The 17,021-nt window shown below is 62.6% G+C and carries 19 protein-coding genes, 1 tRNA gene and 1 pseudogene; 16 read left to right on the plus strand and 5 right to left on the minus strand.

Translation table 11 applies throughout. From position 1 onward, the window contains the following. Positions 1 to 31: 31 nt before the first annotated feature. The 3 genes and pseudogenes from ACSFC7_RS13755 to ACSFC7_RS13765 form a co-directional block, all read left to right on the plus strand. Positions 32 to 470, plus strand: a pseudogene (locus ACSFC7_RS13755) (zinc ribbon domain-containing protein); the annotation flags it as partial. Between the two features lie 53 nt (positions 471 to 523). Continuing rightward, the gene (locus ACSFC7_RS13760) at positions 524 to 1,528 is read left to right on the plus strand and encodes a hypothetical protein (RefSeq protein ID WP_436343372.1); all 1,005 of its coding nucleotides are present in this window, start codon (positions 524 to 526) and stop codon (positions 1,526 to 1,528) included. 2 nt (positions 1,529 to 1,530) lie between these two features. Next, positions 1,531 to 2,196, plus strand: a complete 666-nt coding sequence (locus tag ACSFC7_RS13765) for a hypothetical protein (RefSeq protein ID WP_436343373.1) — start codon at positions 1,531 to 1,533, stop codon at positions 2,194 to 2,196. A 116-nt stretch (positions 2,197 to 2,312) separates the two neighbouring features. On the opposite strand, the gene ACSFC7_RS13770 is transcribed toward ACSFC7_RS13765, so the two are convergent. After that, on the minus strand, positions 2,313 to 2,480 hold the full coding sequence (locus ACSFC7_RS13770) for a hypothetical protein (RefSeq protein ID WP_436343375.1): 168 nt from the start codon (positions 2,478 to 2,480) through the stop codon (positions 2,313 to 2,315). Positions 2,481 to 2,898: 418 nt separating this feature from the next. Here ACSFC7_RS13770 and ACSFC7_RS13775 point away from each other — a divergent pair, with 418 nt between their 5' ends. Further along, a complete protein-coding gene (locus tag ACSFC7_RS13775; protein WP_436343376.1) occupies positions 2,899 to 3,030 on the plus strand; it encodes a hypothetical protein in 132 nt (43 codons plus the stop codon). Between the two features lie 32 nt (positions 3,031 to 3,062). On the opposite strand, the gene ACSFC7_RS13780 is transcribed toward ACSFC7_RS13775, so the two are convergent. Together ACSFC7_RS13780 and ACSFC7_RS13785 are read right to left on the minus strand one after the other, a co-directional pair. Continuing rightward, a complete protein-coding gene (locus ACSFC7_RS13780) occupies positions 3,063 to 4,310 on the minus strand; it encodes an ATP-binding protein (RefSeq protein ID WP_436343377.1) in 1,248 nt (415 codons plus the stop codon). Between the two features lie 154 nt (positions 4,311 to 4,464). Beyond that, positions 4,465 to 4,638, minus strand: a complete 174-nt coding sequence (locus ACSFC7_RS13785; protein WP_436343378.1) for a hypothetical protein — start codon at positions 4,636 to 4,638, stop codon at positions 4,465 to 4,467. 309 nt (positions 4,639 to 4,947) lie between these two features. Here ACSFC7_RS13785 and ACSFC7_RS13790 point away from each other — a divergent pair, with 309 nt between their 5' ends. The 7 genes from ACSFC7_RS13790 to ACSFC7_RS13820 all read left to right on the plus strand — a co-directional run bounded on the left by ACSFC7_RS13790 (position 4,948) and on the right by ACSFC7_RS13820 (position 10,064). After that, the gene (locus ACSFC7_RS13790) at positions 4,948 to 5,268 is read left to right on the plus strand and encodes a DUF5785 family protein (RefSeq protein WP_436343380.1); all 321 of its coding nucleotides are present in this window, start codon (positions 4,948 to 4,950) and stop codon (positions 5,266 to 5,268) included. A 95-nt stretch (positions 5,269 to 5,363) separates the two neighbouring features. Further along, positions 5,364 to 6,125 carry a GTP cyclohydrolase III gene (locus ACSFC7_RS13795; RefSeq protein ID WP_436343382.1) on the plus strand — a complete coding sequence of 254 codons (762 nt, stop codon included), beginning with the start codon at positions 5,364 to 5,366 and terminating at the stop codon, positions 6,123 to 6,125. A 140-nt stretch (positions 6,126 to 6,265) separates the two neighbouring features. Continuing rightward, positions 6,266 to 6,889, plus strand: coding sequence for a CBS domain-containing protein (locus ACSFC7_RS13800; RefSeq protein WP_436343383.1), 624 nt, complete (start codon positions 6,266 to 6,268; stop codon positions 6,887 to 6,889). Positions 6,890 to 7,032: 143 nt separating this feature from the next. Continuing rightward, positions 7,033 to 8,259 (plus strand): phosphoglycerate kinase, encoded by a 1,227-nt coding sequence (locus ACSFC7_RS13805; protein WP_436343385.1) that lies wholly within the window; start codon positions 7,033 to 7,035, stop codon positions 8,257 to 8,259. Continuing rightward, on the plus strand, positions 8,225 to 8,749 hold the full coding sequence (locus ACSFC7_RS13810) for an N-acetyltransferase family protein (protein WP_436343386.1): 525 nt from the start codon (positions 8,225 to 8,227) through the stop codon (positions 8,747 to 8,749). Before ACSFC7_RS13805 ends, ACSFC7_RS13810 begins: the two co-directional genes overlap by 35 nt. Before the next feature lie 11 nt (positions 8,750 to 8,760). Beyond that, positions 8,761 to 8,834, plus strand: a tRNA-Thr gene (locus ACSFC7_RS13815). A 234-nt stretch (positions 8,835 to 9,068) separates the two neighbouring features. Next, on the plus strand, positions 9,069 to 10,064 hold the full coding sequence (locus tag ACSFC7_RS13820; protein ID WP_436343387.1) for an arsenic resistance protein: 996 nt from the start codon (positions 9,069 to 9,071) through the stop codon (positions 10,062 to 10,064). 380 nt (positions 10,065 to 10,444) lie between these two features. Here ACSFC7_RS13820 and ACSFC7_RS13825 read toward each other — a convergent pair whose 3' ends face one another. Together ACSFC7_RS13825 and ACSFC7_RS13830 are read right to left on the minus strand one after the other, a co-directional pair. Next, a complete protein-coding gene (locus ACSFC7_RS13825) occupies positions 10,445 to 11,794 on the minus strand; it encodes a hypothetical protein (protein ID WP_436343388.1) in 1,350 nt (449 codons plus the stop codon). A 239-nt stretch (positions 11,795 to 12,033) separates the two neighbouring features. Continuing rightward, on the minus strand, positions 12,034 to 12,657 hold the full coding sequence (locus ACSFC7_RS13830; RefSeq protein WP_436343390.1) for a universal stress protein: 624 nt from the start codon (positions 12,655 to 12,657) through the stop codon (positions 12,034 to 12,036). Positions 12,658 to 12,776: 119 nt separating this feature from the next. On the opposite strand from ACSFC7_RS13830, the gene ACSFC7_RS13835 reads away from it, so the two are divergent. From ACSFC7_RS13835 to ACSFC7_RS13855, 5 genes are all read left to right on the plus strand, one after another. Further along, entirely contained in the window at positions 12,777 to 13,604 is an 828-nt protein-coding gene (locus ACSFC7_RS13835; protein WP_436343391.1) for a DUF6159 family protein, read from the plus strand. Between the two features lie 173 nt (positions 13,605 to 13,777). Continuing rightward, a complete protein-coding gene (locus ACSFC7_RS13840) occupies positions 13,778 to 14,791 on the plus strand; it encodes a thiamine pyrophosphate-dependent dehydrogenase E1 component subunit alpha (protein ID WP_436347961.1) in 1,014 nt (337 codons plus the stop codon). Next, positions 14,791 to 15,825 carry an alpha-ketoacid dehydrogenase subunit beta gene (locus tag ACSFC7_RS13845; RefSeq protein ID WP_436343392.1) on the plus strand — a complete coding sequence of 345 codons (1,035 nt, stop codon included), beginning with the start codon at positions 14,791 to 14,793 and terminating at the stop codon, positions 15,823 to 15,825. Before ACSFC7_RS13840 ends, ACSFC7_RS13845 begins: the two co-directional genes overlap by 1 nt. After that, positions 15,822 to 16,085, plus strand: coding sequence for a lipoyl domain-containing protein (locus tag ACSFC7_RS13850; RefSeq protein ID WP_436343394.1), 264 nt, complete (start codon positions 15,822 to 15,824; stop codon positions 16,083 to 16,085). The genes ACSFC7_RS13845 and ACSFC7_RS13850 overlap by 4 nt, the downstream gene beginning before the upstream one ends. 31 nt (positions 16,086 to 16,116) lie before the next feature. Then, on the plus strand, positions 16,117 to 16,875 hold the full coding sequence (locus ACSFC7_RS13855; RefSeq protein ID WP_436343395.1) for a 2-oxo acid dehydrogenase subunit E2: 759 nt from the start codon (positions 16,117 to 16,119) through the stop codon (positions 16,873 to 16,875). The last annotated feature ends 146 nt before the right edge of the window (positions 16,876 to 17,021 follow it).

Consider the following 17,021-nt stretch of genomic DNA (forward strand, 5'->3'; position numbering starts at 1 on the left):
ATCTCTACGATCATCGAGGAGTAACCGACGACCAGGCTACGCCCGGAACAAGGCCGAAGTGGGCTGGCGTGACTTCATCACTATTTTGAAACACCATGGTCGAAAGAATGGGAGTCACGTCGTCGAAGTCAAACCTGAAAACACGACGAAAGAGTGTGCTGCGTGCAGTGTGAAGACTGCGAAACCGTTGTGGGTGCGCGAACACTCGTGTCCGTCGTGCGGGTTCGAGTTGGATCGGGATTTCAACGTGTCGCTGAACGTGCTTTCTCGCGGGTTTGAGAAACTAGGAGTGGGTTACTCCGAAACAACGCCTGTGGAGACTGCGACCGCTGTGGACACTGTTTCCGTGTCTGCAAGTCGCGTTTGTCGAGGGAACCTCGACAGGCTGTCAGACGCAGTCTGACAACGTCGTCGAAGCAGGAAGCCCCTGCCTCAAGGAGCCGCCGCAGGCAGCGAGTAGGCAGGGGTAGTTCACCCGAAGTAAAAGTATAAACTTATCAAACCCAAACATCAGCGTAGAACCATGCCTCGAGAGGTACCGTTTGGAGAACCAGAACTCCTCGGGTATCGAGTTCTGGTTGGTCTCAAAGAGCAGAGCGACAGACAGATCTCGAGTGCGAAGTTTTTCAAGCTCTGCTGTATCGCCGATCGGTACCTCGAAGACGAACTCGGATGTGACGTCGATTTCCCCCGTTATTGGTACATGTACGGGGAAATCGCGGCCGACCAAGAATTGGGTGATTTCTATATCTCCCCGGGCGGATACGGCCCCGTCCAGCGCCAATTCATCCCGGACCGTGAACTGAACGCAAGCTACTGGGAAGACCAAACGACGTTCGAGGAAGGTGACGTAACCGAACCGACCCTTCGTAAAGACATCGAAGAAGACGATTTCGACGTTGATCAGGAGACGCGGTCGAAAATCAATGATGCAGTACGGTGGGCCGTTCACCGATTCGGAACACAACCAGCGAGCGAACTCAAGGAGTATCAGTACCAGACCCACGCTCCAAAGGAGTTTATTCGAGCATATAGCAAACTCCGATGGCAACTCAACAACGCCGATCTCGAATCACAGTCCAAATTGAGATCGTATACCGATTCAGGGACTCCGCCAGCGGAACCCCGAAACGAAGACTATGTAGCTCATCTGCTCGATGAAATGCAACTGACGTTCCCCGAAGAGTACGAAGAGATGCGGTCGCTCTACCTGCGCTGGGATGACACGATACGTCTCATGCTCGAGCAGAATCGGGATTATGAGGAAATAGCACAGTTCCTCGACTCCTTTATTGAAACCCTGAGTCAGTACACCCTCCGATTCGAACACGGGGAGAACATACCGAATTCTCGCATCGCGGAATGGCGAGACGAAGGAGACGACCGAGTGGACGAATTCGAAGAAGAACTCAGAGAGATTCGAGAGGGGGTACTGCTTAACCGAGAGGAGAGCGGGATTCTCGATTCGATAGCAGAACCGTTCGATGAGACCGTGCTTGACGACTTGAAAGAAGCATCTCAGAAGTAAGTATGGAGGTACACGCCTTTCTCGATACGGGTGTCGTGCTCGGATTTTGCTTTACAACAGACATGCACCACCTCAAATGTAAAGACTATATTCAGGACGATGAGAAGCAGTGTTACATCACAGCGGACGTCAACGAAGCCTACAAACGGAAAAAGCCCTATTTGACTGAACGATACTCCGATGCTATTCTGGATCATGCCGATAAGATCAAAGGATCTTCGTCCTTCGAGGGGCAGCTTGATTCACTCGACATCCGAGATATCCGTGAGGACCTCCTCAGTGCCGAAAACGACTCATACCAGTTTTTGTACTGGTACTACAAGCGTAAGGTTCCCAACTATATTATGGTCGAAGACCTCTGTCGACAACTCCGAGAAATCGCTCGAGATATCGAAGGAAGTGCACTCAAGCGAAAAGAGATCTTAGATGACATCCTCGAGATGTGGTGTCGGGAAAACGACTACGAATCGGTTGCAGACGCACTCTCGCCGGTTCATGCTGAAGATCGAGACATCTGCCTTGACGCTCACGATTTAGCCTGCGAACGAACCGGCACAATTGAACTCGCGACTACTGATCCGAAAGACTTCGTCAAAAACGGACATAGAGAGCTGATCCTCGAGAATACAGAGATATCCGACGTAGTCTCTCTGGCGATTACGAGCTAAGCGTAGCATAGTAGCAATCCAGTACCCAAGCTGACAAAATAGCGGGGTGCGTAGTGTGTTCGATGGCCGTGACATCGGTTGACTACCTTCCAATCTAACCCGTAACTCGAGCCCTCCTATTCGAACTCGAGCACCGGCGGAATCACCCGACAGCCACAGGGTGAGGCCGTCCCTTCGGTCGGTCCGACGACCGTCGTCGCGACGATCTCGGACCCGCAGCGCGGACACGCGGGGAATGACGTGGACTCGGTGTCAGCGTCCTCGAGATCGCTGTTCACCCCCACGAGGACCACCGTCCAGTAAGCGCCGCTGCTGGTCGATATCGGTACGTCTGCCGTTCGGGACGTTTATATCCCGACAGAATGTATGCAATCATGGCTTCGAACTGCGCGTTGGAAGCCACGTCTCGGGTGTCATCACCACCCGGGGCATTTCGATACCCCCTCGTGGAGCGCGGCTTCCGTTCTAATTGTTGACTTGTGGTGGCTTATATCTATCGACAACTGTCGGAAACGACGTCAGCGACGGCCTGAAACCTCGTCTGGCAGAGGGGACTCGAGTTTGCGAACAGAGCTTCGTACACGCACTCGAGGAGAGAACGGATTACAACAGTCGCGGTTGAGGCGACAACTGCACGAACCGTCGAGCAAGATCGTATAGCGTAGGAGATGCCGTCATATACTACCGAATGCTACCTCCCACATGGTGTCGAGAGATAACTGCCCCCTGTGCGGCAAGGACTGTGAACACAGGGATCACGTCCGATCTCACATGCACGAACACCACCGCAAATCCGAGATCATCGACGAGTATCTCGACGCGATCGACGAATAAGTTGGCCGACCGCGAGACCGCTCGAGCCGCACCTACTCCCCGGCGTCACGCGCCGGCAGCGAAAACGAGAACGTCGCCCCCTCGCCCGGTTCGGAGTCGACCCAGATGTCGCCGCCAACAGACTCACTTCGCTCGTCTGTCGAGCCCGGCCTCACGCTGTTCGCCCGGACGCCGTGGCGTTCGACGATGCGCTCACAGAGCGCCAGCCCGAGTCCCGTTCCCTCGTACTCCTCCCGGGCGTGCAACCGCTCGAACACGTCGAAGATCCGCTCCTGAGAGTCGGGATCGATCCCGATCCCCTCGTCGCGAACCGAGACGATCCAGTTCGAGCCGTTTCGCTCGGCGTCGACGTGGACCGTCGGCGGCTCGTCGCCGCTGTACTCGAGTGCGTTCCGAAGCAGGTTCCCCAACACCTGACGCAACTGGTCCTCGTCGCCGACGACGCGAGGTAAGGAGCCGACGGTGACCGCGCCATCGCAATCGTCGATCAGCACGGACTGTTCCTCGAGCACGTCGTCGAAAACGGCCTCGAGGTCCACCGGCTCGAACGGCTTTCCCTCAGTTTCCACGCGCGAGTACTGGAGTAGCCCCTCGATCATGCTGCGCATTCGATCGGCGCCGTCGACCGCGTACTCGAGGAACTCCTCGCTGTCCGCGTCGAGGTCGTCGTTTCGCTGCTCGATGAGTCGGAGGTAGCTCGAGACCATCCGCAGCGGTTCCTGCAGGTCGTGGCTTGCGGCGTAGGCGAACTGCTCTAACCGTTCGTTCGACGACGCGAGCTGCTCGTTGGCCTCCTCGAGGCGGTCGACCGTCTCCTCCAGTTCCAGTTGGATCTCCTCGAGTTCCCGGTTCCGCTGTGTGACTTCGTGTGCCCGCGTCCTGGCCCGTGCGTCGTGGATGCCGACGCCGAAGCCGGCGGTCGTGCTGAACGAGGTGAGGATGGGGATGGCGCGATCCGGATTGGAGATACCGCCCTCGGCCAGCACCTCGTAGAGGCCGAGAATGGCCACCATTACGGCGAAACCACCGAGACACCAGCCGGCGATGTAGGGAGCAAACTCCTCGCGAATATCGGTCTCGGGCAGTTTGTACCCGCCGTAGCAGAGAACGACACCGAAGACGCCGATGAGAAAGAAGATCGACAGCGCGCTCGAGAGCCGCGCGCCGTAGCTGGTTCGGACGAGCGTCCGTCCGACAGCGATCGCTACGTACGTTACGCCGAAGGCGAGAACGATACGTCGTGGACCGACCGCGGACAGCACTCGTTTCCAGCGAATCACTACCGCTAAACCGGTGGGCCACCTACAATAAGATTCTGCTCACGAATGTGTCAGTCGAAAGGTATTCATCGAAACCAACTTCCGGAATTACCTACCGGGGCCGAGCAAACAGCGCCCGGCGAAAACGCGATCCACACTGTCAGGGCCGACGGACTCAGTCGGACTCGAGCGCACCGGGAGCAATTCGACAGCCGCAGGGACTCGCGACCGCCTCGAGCGGATCGGTGACGGTCACTATCGTCACCGGCGTCCCACAGGAGACGCAACGAGGGAACGAGGACGCGTCCGCGTCACCGACCTCGCGCTCCTCGGACGTCTCTACCGGCATCCGGGCTCACCCCGGAACCCCTCGTTCGTCTGTCTGTCTCGGTCCCGGTTCAGTCGCCGTTCGGGGCGATAACTCCCCGCTACATTTGCTCCACTCATGGTTTCGTACCCGTCTGGGATGGAAGCCGCGTCTCGGGTGGTGCACACCGGACCGTTCCGTACACCCGGTGTGGGACGGAGCTTCCGTTCTGATTGTTGACTTGTGTACGCTCATAGCTACTGCTAATAGCGATAGGGTTGATCCGATACTCGGTCGTCGTCTCGGCGACGGAGAGTAACTCTTTTGCGGGACCCCTGCACACGTCGGAGTATGGACTGGCCACACGATCCCGACGGCGAGCAAGGGAGCGAGGGGATGCGCAAGTTCGACATGCGAATCATCGCCGACAAAGTCGACGAAGAGGAAGACTTTCCGATGATTCGCGACGAGTTCGTCGAGGAACACGGCGACGACCCGATCCGGATCAACTACCGGCGAGTCGTCCCGATGCGTGAGATCTTCGAGTACGTCGAACCCGAGGAGTTCGAGACGATCCTCGACATGCACAAGGCGGTCGGCAACGCGATGCGCGCCGGCGACTTCTGGGAGTACCACCCGAAGGGTGCGGATCCCGAGACGAAACACGCCTGAGCCCGACTCGAGTTCCCCGAATCCCGTTTTCCGGCCCCATCACGAATCTGGATTACGTATCACTTATACGATGGCGTTCGAAAGAATCCGTCACCGTGACTAATACGCAGGTGACGCTCGTTCAGATCGACAACTACGGGCCGTGGACCGTCACTCCCGAACCGCGACGGGAGGCCGATCTCCAGACGCTCCAGTCCCGGCTCTACGCCGACATCTCTCAGTTCGTCGGCAACCGAGGTGGCTACACCTTCTTCACTCGCTTCGACAACATGATCGCCGTCACGAACGGTCTCGACCTCGAGGACCACGCGCTCCTCCAGGAGTCCGTCGGCAACCGCTATCCCGTAACGCTCAGCCTCGGCGTCGCGACCGGTACCAGTCCCGTACAGGCGCTCGCGGACGCGACGACGCGCGTCCAGGAGGCCGGTAGCGCACAGGACAAAGATCGGCGGGAGTGCCTCGAGGGTCGCATCGTCGAGGACGGCCATCGAGCCGACGGCGACATCCAGATCGCCCACTTCGACGTTATCGACGCGACCGGCAACTACACGGACGAACTCAACGCCTTCGACACGTTCATCGAGATCGAACAGGGCTACGCCGAACTCATGCGCCACATGCGCTACGCCCACGATAGCCTCTCCTTTTTCGTCGGCGGCGACAACATCATCGTCGTCTGCCCCGACCTCGGCGAAGCCGAGTACGAAGAGGCCATCCACCACGTCGAGGAGGCCGTCGACGTCGAACTTCAGGTCGGCGTCGGCCGCGGCAGGAGCGCACACGACGCCGGCTTCGCTGCGAAACACGCCCTCGAGACCTGCCGCGCAAACGGCACCAGAGTCGAACTCGAGTGGTAACTGGCTCGAGAACCGCGTTCACGTCGGTTCCAGAACCCGACCGGTAGAAGCCCCAGAGCGCCGAATTACGAACCTTCGAGACGGATCTGCTTAAGTGTGGCGGGGGTAGCTTTTAGCCTATCTGTGGTCATTGTTCACACATGGAAACTGAACTGTCGGTCAGGGATGTCCTGACGAACGATTACGTCGGTGTCAGCGAGTCAGACACCGTTCGCGGCGCAGTGGGTCTCATGCGCGAGGAGCGAGCGAGTTGCGTCCTCGTCGTCCGCGGCGCGAGACCGGTCGGCATCATGACCGAGTGGGACGTCCTCGGCGTCGTCGACGACGACTACGATCCGGACGCGACGACCGTCGGCGACGTGATGAGTTCGCCGGTCATCACGTTCGATCCGGACCGGTCGCTCACCGACGCCGCGGACGTGATGGCCCGCGAGAACATCCGCAACGTAGTGGTCGAAGACGAGGACGGCATCCTGGGACTGGTCACCCAGCGCGACGTCATCGCCGCTGCGGGCTCGTTCCAGGCCACGATGACGCCGCTCCGTTCGAGCGACGCCGCACTCGAGCGAAACCAGGGGACCGGGACCGAGGAACGCGCCACACAGTCGGCGGCCGCGGCGAGCGAGGAACTCGAGACGCGACTGGTTGCCAACGGCGGCGACGAGTACACCACGCAGGGCGTCTGTGAGACCTGCGGTTCGCTCGCGGACGCGCTGTGGGATTCCAACGGCCAGCTAGTCTGTGCGGACTGCCGGACGGTCTGAGTCGCCGCTGATCGTCGAACGGTTCGAACGGCCGCCTTCTCTCGGCCGAAACCGACGGCCTACTTCCGTCCGGCATCGACAGTCACCGTCAGCGATTTCTCCGATGGAAAGACCTTTCGGGTGCGGCGGTGGACTGGTCGATAATGACCGATACCCTCGACGATCTGGACGTCGAAGGGACCACCGTCGGCGTCCGCGTCGATATCAATAGTCCTATCGGCGACGACGGTACCCTCGCCGACGACGCCCGTCTGCGTGCCCACGTCGACACCCTCTCGGAACTGCTCGCCCGCGGCGGCCGGGTCGCCGTCCTCGCCCACCAGGGACGGCCCGGCGGCGACGACTTCGTCTCCCTCGAGTCCCACGCCGACCGGCTCTCGGAACTGCTCGACCAGCCCGTCGACTATGTGGACGTGACGTTCAGCAGTGCCGCTCGCAAGATCGTCGACGGCCTCGACGACGGCGACTGCGTCGTCCTCGAGAACACCCGCTTCTACAGCGAGGAGTACATGGAGTTCGACCCCGAGCGCGCCGCCCGGACCCACCTCGTCGAGGGGCTGGCACCGGTGCTCGACGCCTACGTCAACGACGCCTTCGCCGCGGCCCACCGCTCGCAGCCCTCGCTGGTCGGCTTTCCGACCGTGTTGCCCGGCTACGCAGGTCGCGTGATGGAGTCCGAACTCGACGTGCTGGGATCGATCGAGGAGACGCCCGAACCGCGAATCTACGTCCTCGGCGGGGCGAAAGTCACCGATTCGATCGACGTCGCCTGGTCCGTCCTCGAGAAGGGGCTCGCGGATCACGTCCTCACCGCGGGCGTCGTCGGCAACGTCTTCCTCATCGCCGACGGCGTCGACCTCGGCGACGCCAGTTCCGACTTCATCTACGACCAGGGCTACTGGGACGAGATCGACCGCGCCACCGACCTGCTCGACGCCTACGGCGAGCACGTCGCGCTCCCTCGAGACGTCGCCGTCGAACGCGACGGCGAGCGACACGAACTCGGCGTCAACGCCCTGCCGCCCCAGGACGAGGAAGCCGCGATGGATATCGGGAGTTCGACGCTCTCGTACTACGAACGAATTCTCGAGGACGCGGGGACGGTGATCCTCAACGGCCCCGCCGGCGTCTTCGAAGAGGACGCATTCGAACGAGGGACTCGAGAGCTCTACGATGCGGCGACCGACGTCGAGACGAGCATCGTCGGCGGCGGCGACACCGCCTCGGCCCTGCGGCGACTCGGCGTCGAGGGCTTCTCCCACGTCAGCACCGGCGGCGGTGCCGCGCTGCGGATGCTCACCGCGGAACCGCTCCCCGCCGTCACGGCACTCGAGAATGGACCCACCCAACGACAGCCGGCCGACGATTGAACACGCCACTCGGGACGATATCGAAGCGGTCGCGGACCTCTGGGTGCGACTCGCCCGCGACCAGCGCGAGTACGATTCCGCCGTCCTCGCCGACCCGAATCGCGAGATGATACGGGACACCCTCACGGCCCACCAGGTCAATGACGGCCTGCTCGTCGCCCGCACGGGCGGAGCGATCGTCGGCTTCGCGTCGTTCACCCTCGAACGCGGGTCGCTCGCACTCGATACCACTCGCGGACTCCTCTCGAACATCTACGTCGACTCCGGCTATCAGAATCTCGGGATCGGGACGGCGCTGCTCGAGGCCGCCGAAACCGAACTCGCCGAGCAGGGTGCCGAGACGGTGATCCTCGAGGTGATGGCGGCCAACGACGATGCACGGCGGTTCTACGACCGACACGGGTACGACACGTACCGGGTCGCGATGAAGCGGGAACTCGCAGACGACGATCGGTCGGAAAACGATACACATTCAAAGGAGGACCGCTAACCGAAAATTGCGCCAGGGGAGCATGGGTGGTTCATGCACTCGACTTGTAATCGAGACTCCCGGGGTTCAAATCCCCGCCCTGGCTCTTCTGAACGCGAACGGATGTGAGCGTTCGAAGAGCAGATGCGGGGATTTGAATGACGGAACGAGGGAGCGTAGCGACCGAAGTTCAGGTGGTTCAAATCCCCGTCTTGCCGTCTCATCTTGACGCGCGTACGCCGCTCGAGACACCTCGTCTACCCGTTCCAGCGACAGCATCTCGAGACCCCACCCCTAGAAACCACAGTCTTAGCACGCTCCACGCGTAAGCATCGGCCAGATGGACTTCGTCGAGAAGTATCAGACGGTGTTCGTTCTCGTCGCCATCGTCGGCGGACTCGCGCTCGGTCAGGTTTCGGGCGTCCCTGCCGTCGCAGACCGTCTCATTCTGCCGTTTCTGATGGTCATGCTGTTCGCCGCGTTCGCCGGGATTCCGCTGTCTCGACTCCGTAACGCCTTCGGGAACCGCCGCGTCGTCGGCTCGAGTCTCCTGATCAACTTCGTCTGGAGCCCGCTGTTGGCCGTCGTACTCGGAGCCGTCTTCCTTCGAGACCACCCCGCGCTGTGGGTCGGGCTCATCATGCTGTTGGTCACGCCGTGTACGGACTGGTATCTCATCTTCACCGATATCGCCGACGGCGACGTTCCGCTGGCGACCTCCATTCTGCCGTACAACCTCGTCCTGCAGCTGATTCTGCTGCCGGTGTATCTGTACGCGTTCGCGGGAACGCTGGTCGAACTGCCGCTGGCCGTGTTAGCGGAGAGCGTAGTGCTCGTGCTCGTCGTGCCGCTCGTTCTCGGCGGGCTCGCTCGGTGGGGACTGACGCGAATGAAAGGAAAGACGTGGTTCACACGGCGGTTCCTCCCCAGACTGAGTCCGATCCAGATCGGCTTTCTGAGCCTCGCGATCGGCGCGATGTTCGCCTCACAGGGAGCGGTGATCCTCGCGAATCCCGAACTGCTCGCCCTCCTCGCCGTCCCCGTGATCGCCTTCTACGCGATCAATCTCGGCGTCGGCTTCGGCGTCGGTCGGCTGCTGTCGTTCTCCTACCGCGAGATGGTCTGTTTCAACAACACGATCCTCTCGCGGAACTCCCCGACGGCGCTCGCGATCGCCGTCGTGGCGTTCCCGCACGAACCGCTCATCCCGCTGGCACTGGTCATCGGGCCGCTGTTAGAACTGCCGCTGTTGGGGATCATCGCACAGGTTCACGTCGCCATTCGCGACCGAGACTGGTGGCCGTTCGATCCCGCCGCCCTGCTCGGCAGAACCTGAAGTGACGGCCGAAATCGAATGCAACGATTTCGAAATCGCGTTACCCCATATAGGATAGCGATCGCTGCTGGGTGTTGTGTCCGAAATGCCGGCCGGCGAAGGCCGACGTTGGAATGCGGTGATCGTTCGACGAGGGACGATGTCTCAGAGTCGAACCCCCTTCGTGGCAACGACTGGTGTTCTACCCCCGTCATTGCAGTGAACGTCGCAACTACTGATAGCTCTGGTCCCCAATTGTGTAGGTAGTGGATCCTCGAGCACCCGATATCGGGCCCTCCGCGAGGTGCCAGCTCCCGGTTTTCCTCACCTACGCAGGGCATCCGTCGGTGCTGCAGTCGGGACCGATGCAGACGGGAACCGCCCGGTCACGACGACGGCGGTTACGTCGAGCAGCCGTCGTCCGATGCGGAATCGGTCTGCGCCGTTCCCGTGTGATCGTCTCGAGGCTCACCGCCGTCGGATCCGTATTTGGCGGGTTTGTCACCTGGTTTGTCGGGTTTGGAACCAGACTTGTCGGGGTCGGCTCGAGGGTCGTCCGGTTTGTCTCGAGGTTTCTCGGGTTCCGTCGGAGGGTCGTCCCGAGGTTTCTCGGGTTCCGTCGGAGGATCATCGGGATCGACTCCGGGATCGTCGGGATCAGCGGGCTCACCGGGCTCATCCGGCTCGCCAAAGTCGACATCGACGTCGTCGACTTCCCAGAGGAACGCCGACGTGAACGTCCCGTCGCCGGTGATCACCCACGGGACGACGACGCAGGTGTGACAGAGGCCGCCGTCGACGGTGAGCGTCGCCGTGTCGCTCGCACCCGACACCTCGCTCACGCCGAGGATGGTGTCCGCCTGCGTGAGCCACCAGACGACCCGATCGAGGTTGCCGTCCGGATCGGCGACGTCGAGTTCGAGCGTGGTCGCGGTCGGATCTTCGCGGTCGACCTCGAGGATGCCCGCTTCCGGACGGGCGGCCTCGATAGTGGGATCGGCGAGACCCTCCGGCGCGACGGTAACGGTCCAGCTCGCACGGTACTGCTCGCCGTCGACATCGACGCCGGCGACGACCTCGTAGGTGCCCTGGGTCTCGAACGTCTCCTGCCAGAAGTGTGCGCCCTGTTCGAAGAAGTAGGTGCCCTGCCACGGATCGGCGAACGTGTCGCCGACCCGTTCGCCGTCGACCCACCACGTGGTCGTCTGGGACGCCTCGGGATCGACGGCTCCGACTTCGAAGTGAACCGTCGTCTCCGGCTGAACGGTGAGTTCGGATTCGGGGAACTGGAACGCCTCGTCCAGCTCGTCGGCGGGGAGGACCCGGACGGTTCGTTCGTCCGAATCGCCGTTCGCGGCGACCCGGACCGTTACCTCGTCCGCCGTCGCGACGGGCTCGGTCTGGTAGCTCGGTGCGGTCGGCCGTTCCGTCGCACCGGGACCGACCGTCAGCGTCACGGTTCCGAGCGACTCGCCGTCGACGGTGTACTCCACCGTCGGTCGGATCGGCTCGTCGGTCGGGTTCTCGAGTTCGACGGTCCAGTCGAGTAACGCCCCGCCGACGACCGTATCCGGTATCTCGACGATCCGAACGGATACGGGTACGTCACCGGTGTCGTCCGGTCCGGCGTCGTCCGCGTTCGGATCGTCCGCCGCCGTCTCGTCCTGTGTGCCGACCGATCCGGTAGCGACGTTCGTAGCCGGGACGATACTTCCAACTGCAACCCCTCTCAATAGCGTTCGTCTGTTCACGTGTCTGACCTCCTACCGGTCGTCAACCCGGAATCACAGCAAAAAGGGGTACTACCGTTGTGCGCACAAATCGGATATTTGGTTCGTGTCGCTCCCGACGTATATTCGATGGTGGACGTTACCGAACTGTTGTCTCCGGTTAACAACGGTACCGCGTCGGGATCTCGAGGGATCCGGCAGTCATCGGCTCGCTCGAGGAACCGGAGTTCCAGCAGTCGCAACTGTGCTGTCCGGTCGGCCTACTCGCGTCTCGCGACGCGGGCCTCCCCCGTGAGCGCGTCGACGTGAACGTGGACGGTTCCCGCGTCGGTCTCGAACGGGACGATCCAGGACGCGCTGGTTCGATGCGGATCCTCGAGGGTCGTGATCTCCTCGGCCTCGACCGAAGACGATTCGGCCGCAAGGGTCTCTCGAGCGATTCGTTCGGCCTCGTCCGCGTCCTCGATTCGGATGTCGTCGGTGAAGCGAACGGTCACGACCGGGACGTCGGCCATGCGGACGACCCGCTCGGTGACGCTGCCGACCAGCACGCGGTCGAGACCGGTGCGGCCCTGCGTCCCCATCACGATCATGTCGATATCGTGTTCGTCGGCGTACGCGAGGATCTCCTCGTGCGGAACGCCCTGTTCGACCGCCGTCTCGATCCCGACGTCCGCTCGCTCGGCCTCGGCCTCGACGCGTTCGACCGCACGGTGGGCGGCGGGCGCCGCCGCATCGTTTTGCAGCGTTCCGAGCGGTCCCTCCGGGACGATCGACAGGGCGTGAATCGTCGCGTCGAACTGCTTCGCGATCGTCAGCCCGTGGGTGATCGACTGTCGCGTCCCGTCGCTCCCGTCCGTCGGGATGAGCACGTCCTCGTACATCGGTAGGATATTGGGCAGACGGACGTATATAGCCCCGAGTCGACCGACAGAATCGTTCCGCTGGCCGACTACATCAACAGTCCAACAAGAATATATATCGGGATGGAGTAGTGTGGAATATGACTGGACGGTTCCGCCACGGGCTCCGGGTCATCGACGCCAGCCTCGACGTGTTTCGAGCGCGTCCTCGGCTCGCGATCCTCCCCCTATTGAGTCTCGCTGCGGTCGGGAGTGCGTACGCAGCCCTCGCCGTCGCGATCTTGTACTACGATCTCGTCGGCGCAGTGTTCACGAGCAACGTCGTGCAGTATAGCGTCATGTTCGTCGCGATCGCCATCGCCTCCGGCGTCGGCATCTTCTTCAACGCCGCGGTAGTCCACTGCGCGACGCGTCACTTCGCCGGCGAAGAACCGACGGTCAGCGAGGGGCTGGCCGCTGCGTGGGAAGTCCGGCGAACGATCGTCGCGTGGGGGCTCGTCTCCGCGACGATCGGGACCGTGTTCTACGTCGTCGAGGACAACGTCCCCGGCGTCGGGACCCTCACACACTCGCTGTTCGATCTGGCCTGGGGTCTCCTGACGTTCTTCATCGTTCCGGTGATCGTCACCGACCGGACCGACTCGCTCCGATCGGATCTGCGAAAGAGCGGTGCCGCGTTCTCCCGAACGTGGGGGGAAAGCATCACCGCAGCCTTTGGGATAGGTCTGGCCCTGCTCCCGGTGAGTATCGTCGGCATCTGCCTGCTCGTCGCCGCCTACGTTTCCGGCTCCGGACTTGTCGCGTACGCGATGGGAACGATCGGCGGTCTCCTCCTCGTCGCGACGATCGTTCTCGCACAGGTCCTCGGGATGATCGTCCGTGCCGCCCTCTACCAGTACGCGACCGACGGCAACCGCGTCGGCCCGCTCGAGGACCTCGAGCCGGACGGAATCTTCGTAAACGATTGATCGCTCGCGGTGCGGTCGGCGGACGCGTCGGTCGCTGACGTTCGACGGCGCTCGATTCGTTGCCGATGCGAACAGTCATGCGATTCGGACCGTCTTCGATGCGGAATATAGCTATTTAATCGCGTGCGCCGTCTGTTTTACGTGGCATGGTATCTGTTAACGAACTACAATCGATGTACGAGAACATGGTGACGGCGCGTCACTACGAGGAACGCCTGCAGGAGGAGTACCTCGAGGGGAAGCAGCCGGCGTTCGACATCTCCGCCGGTCCCATTCCGGGTGAGTTGCACCTGGCCGCGGGTCACGAGGCCTCCGGTGCGGGCGTCTGTCAACACTTACGGGACGACGACACGGTCACGGCTCCCCACCGGCCACATCACATCGCGATCGCGAAGGGCGTCGACCTGAAGCGGATGACCGCCGAGATCTTCGGCCGCGAGACCGGACTGAGCGCCGGGAAAGGCGGACATATGCACCTCTTCGATTCCGACGTCAACTTCGCGTGTAGCGGGATCATCGCCGAGGGCTGTCCGCCCGCAGTCGGGGCCGGACTGGCCGCGAAGAAGCGGAACACCGACAGCGTCGCGGTCGCGTTCCTCGGCGAGGGCGCGATCGATCAGGGCGCGTTCCTGGAGTCGCTCAACCTGGCGAGCGTCCAGAACCTTCCCGTCGTCTTCGTCGTCGAGGACAACGACTGGGCCATCAGCATGCCGAAGGATCGCATCACCGACGTCGAGAACGGGGCCGATCGCGCCGGCGGATTCGGTCTCCCGGGTGCTCGCGTGGACGCCGACGACGCCGTCGCCGTCTACGAGGCGGCGAGGGAGGCCGTCGGCCGCGCTCGCGACAGGAACGGACCGACGCTCCTCGAGGTGCAGGTCCACCGACGCATGGGCCACTTCATGGGCGATCCCGAGGAGTATCGGCCCGGCGAAGACAAGGACGCCGCCGAGGGACGGGATTCGATCGACCGGCTCGAGTCGGATTTCCGGGCGCACGACGCCGACGACGAGACGATCGACGACCTCCGCGACCGCGCTCACGAGCGCGTCGAAGAGGCCATCGAATGGGCGAAGGAACAGCCCGAACCGGAGCCGGAAGACGCCTACGACGACGTGTTCGTGAATCCGCCGTCCGGCGTGACCGACACCGAGCCGTCCGTTGCGGAAACCGGGGGTGACGACTGATGGCACAACAGGAACCACAGCGGCAAACGGACCGTTCGTTGACGATGAGCCGAGCGATGGTCGAGGCCATCGCCCACGAGATGCGCGGGGACGACGACGTCTTCTACATGGGCGAAGACGTCGCGGACTACGGCGGCATCTTCGACAGCACCGACGGCCTCCTCGAGGAGTTCGGCCACGACCGAATTATGGACGTTCCCATCAGCGAGACGGCGTACATCGGGGCCGCCGTGGGCGCGGCCCAGGCGGGAATGCGCCCGATTGCGGAGCTCATGTTCGTCGACTTCTTCGGCGTCGGGATGGACCAGATCTACAATCAGATGGCGAAGAACACCTACATGAGCGGCGGCTCCGTGAGCGTTCCGATGGTACTCACGGCCGCCGTCGGCGGGACGTACAACGACGCCGCCCAGCACTCACAAACGCTCTACGGGACCTTCGCACATCTGCCGGGCATGAAGGTCGTCGTCCCGTCGACCGCCTACGACGCCAAGGGGCTGATGCACAACGCCATCCGCGACGACGACCCGGTCGTCTACCTGTTCCACAAGCGGTTGATGGGCATCGGCTGGATGCCCGCACCGGACGGGCCGAAGACCGGCGTCCCCGAAGACGAGTACACGATCCCGTTCGGCAGTGCGGACGTCAAGCGCGAGGGGGCGGACGTGACCGTCGTCACGCTCGGCCTCCACGTCCACCGGGCGCTCGAGGCCGCCGAGTCGCTCGCCGACGACGGAATCGACGCCGAAGTGATCGACCTCCGGACGCTCGTCCCGCTCGACACCGAGACGATCGCCGAATCCGTGGCGAAGACCGGCCGGCTGGTCGTCGTCGACGAGGACTACCGCTCGTTCGGCGTCACGGGTGAAATCGTCGCGAGCGTGGCCGAAAACGGACTTGAGGACCTCGAAGCCGTCGAGCGGGTCGCCGTGCCGGACGTCCCGATTCCGTACGCCCGGCCGATGGAGAACGAGGTCATTCCGGACGCGGAGGATATCACGAACGCCGTCCGCGACGCTCACTCGAACGAATGAGTCAGGACGACGACCGCGTCGCCGTCGACACGGGCGACGTCTGGCCCGAGGATACGGACGAAACGGAGGGCGTCGTCGTCAACTGGTTCCTGAGCGAGGGGAGCCGCGTCGACGCCGGCGACGACCTCTGTGAGTTCCAGGTCGAGAAGGTGAGCGTCGACGTTCCGGCGCCGGAGCCCGGGACGCTCGAGGAGATCGTCCTCGAGGAGGACGACGAGTTCGAACGGGGCGCCGTGCTCGCCTGGATTCGGCCGGACTGATCGCACTCACTGCCGATTGTACAATCATCGTATGCCACCGACCGATACGGAGTCCGACCGGAACGACGACCAGTCGCCGGCGGACGCTGACGAGACGGGACGTACCGTCCGCGAGGAGAGATCCCTCTCTCGAATGCGAGAGACCATCGCGAACCGACTGCAGGAGAGCTATCGGAACGCGGTTCACGTGACCGCGAACCGGGACGTCGACGCCGAGGAACTGCTGCGGGCGACCGAGATCGCTGACGGTCGGCACGAGGCGGACGTCTCCGTCGTCGACCTCCTGTTGTGTGCGGTCTCGGCGACCCTCGATGACCATCCGGCGTTCAACGCGACGTTCGAAGACGAGACGCACCGGCTGTACGAGGAACACAACGTCGGCGTCGCCGTCGACATCGACGCGGGACTCGTCGCACCCGTACTCCGCGATGTCGGATCGAAGTCGCTCGGCGAGGTCGCGACGGAACGGCGGCGACTGACGGACGCGGTTCAGTCCGGCGAGTACACGATGAGCGATCTTCGCGGCGGCACGTTTACCGTCACGAACCTCGGCGCGCTCGGCGTCGATTCGTTCACGCCGGTCATCAACCCGCCGGAGATCGCGATTCTCGGCGTCAACCGGATCCGGGAACGACCACGGCGGAGCGACGACGGGATCGAGTTCCGGAACCGGATCGGCTTCGATCTCAGCTTCGACCACCGAATCGTCGACGGAGCCGACGCCGCTCGGTTCCTCGGATCGCTCGCGGAGTACACGGAGACTGCCGAGCGATTCGTCCCCGAACCGTAGGTCACTCGTCGCTCGGCCGATTCGGCGTACTCGAGGATCACGACGGCTCCGCCGTCGAACGCGTCACCCCGCTCGAGCACCGATCCGACCGTCGAGTATCGATTCGTTCCCGTCGGAATACGGCACCGGGCCGGCTATCGACTGCA

The sequence above is a fragment of the Natronorubrum halobium genome (assembly GCF_051351675.1).
Lineage (GTDB): Archaea > Halobacteriota > Halobacteria > Halobacteriales > Natrialbaceae > Natronorubrum.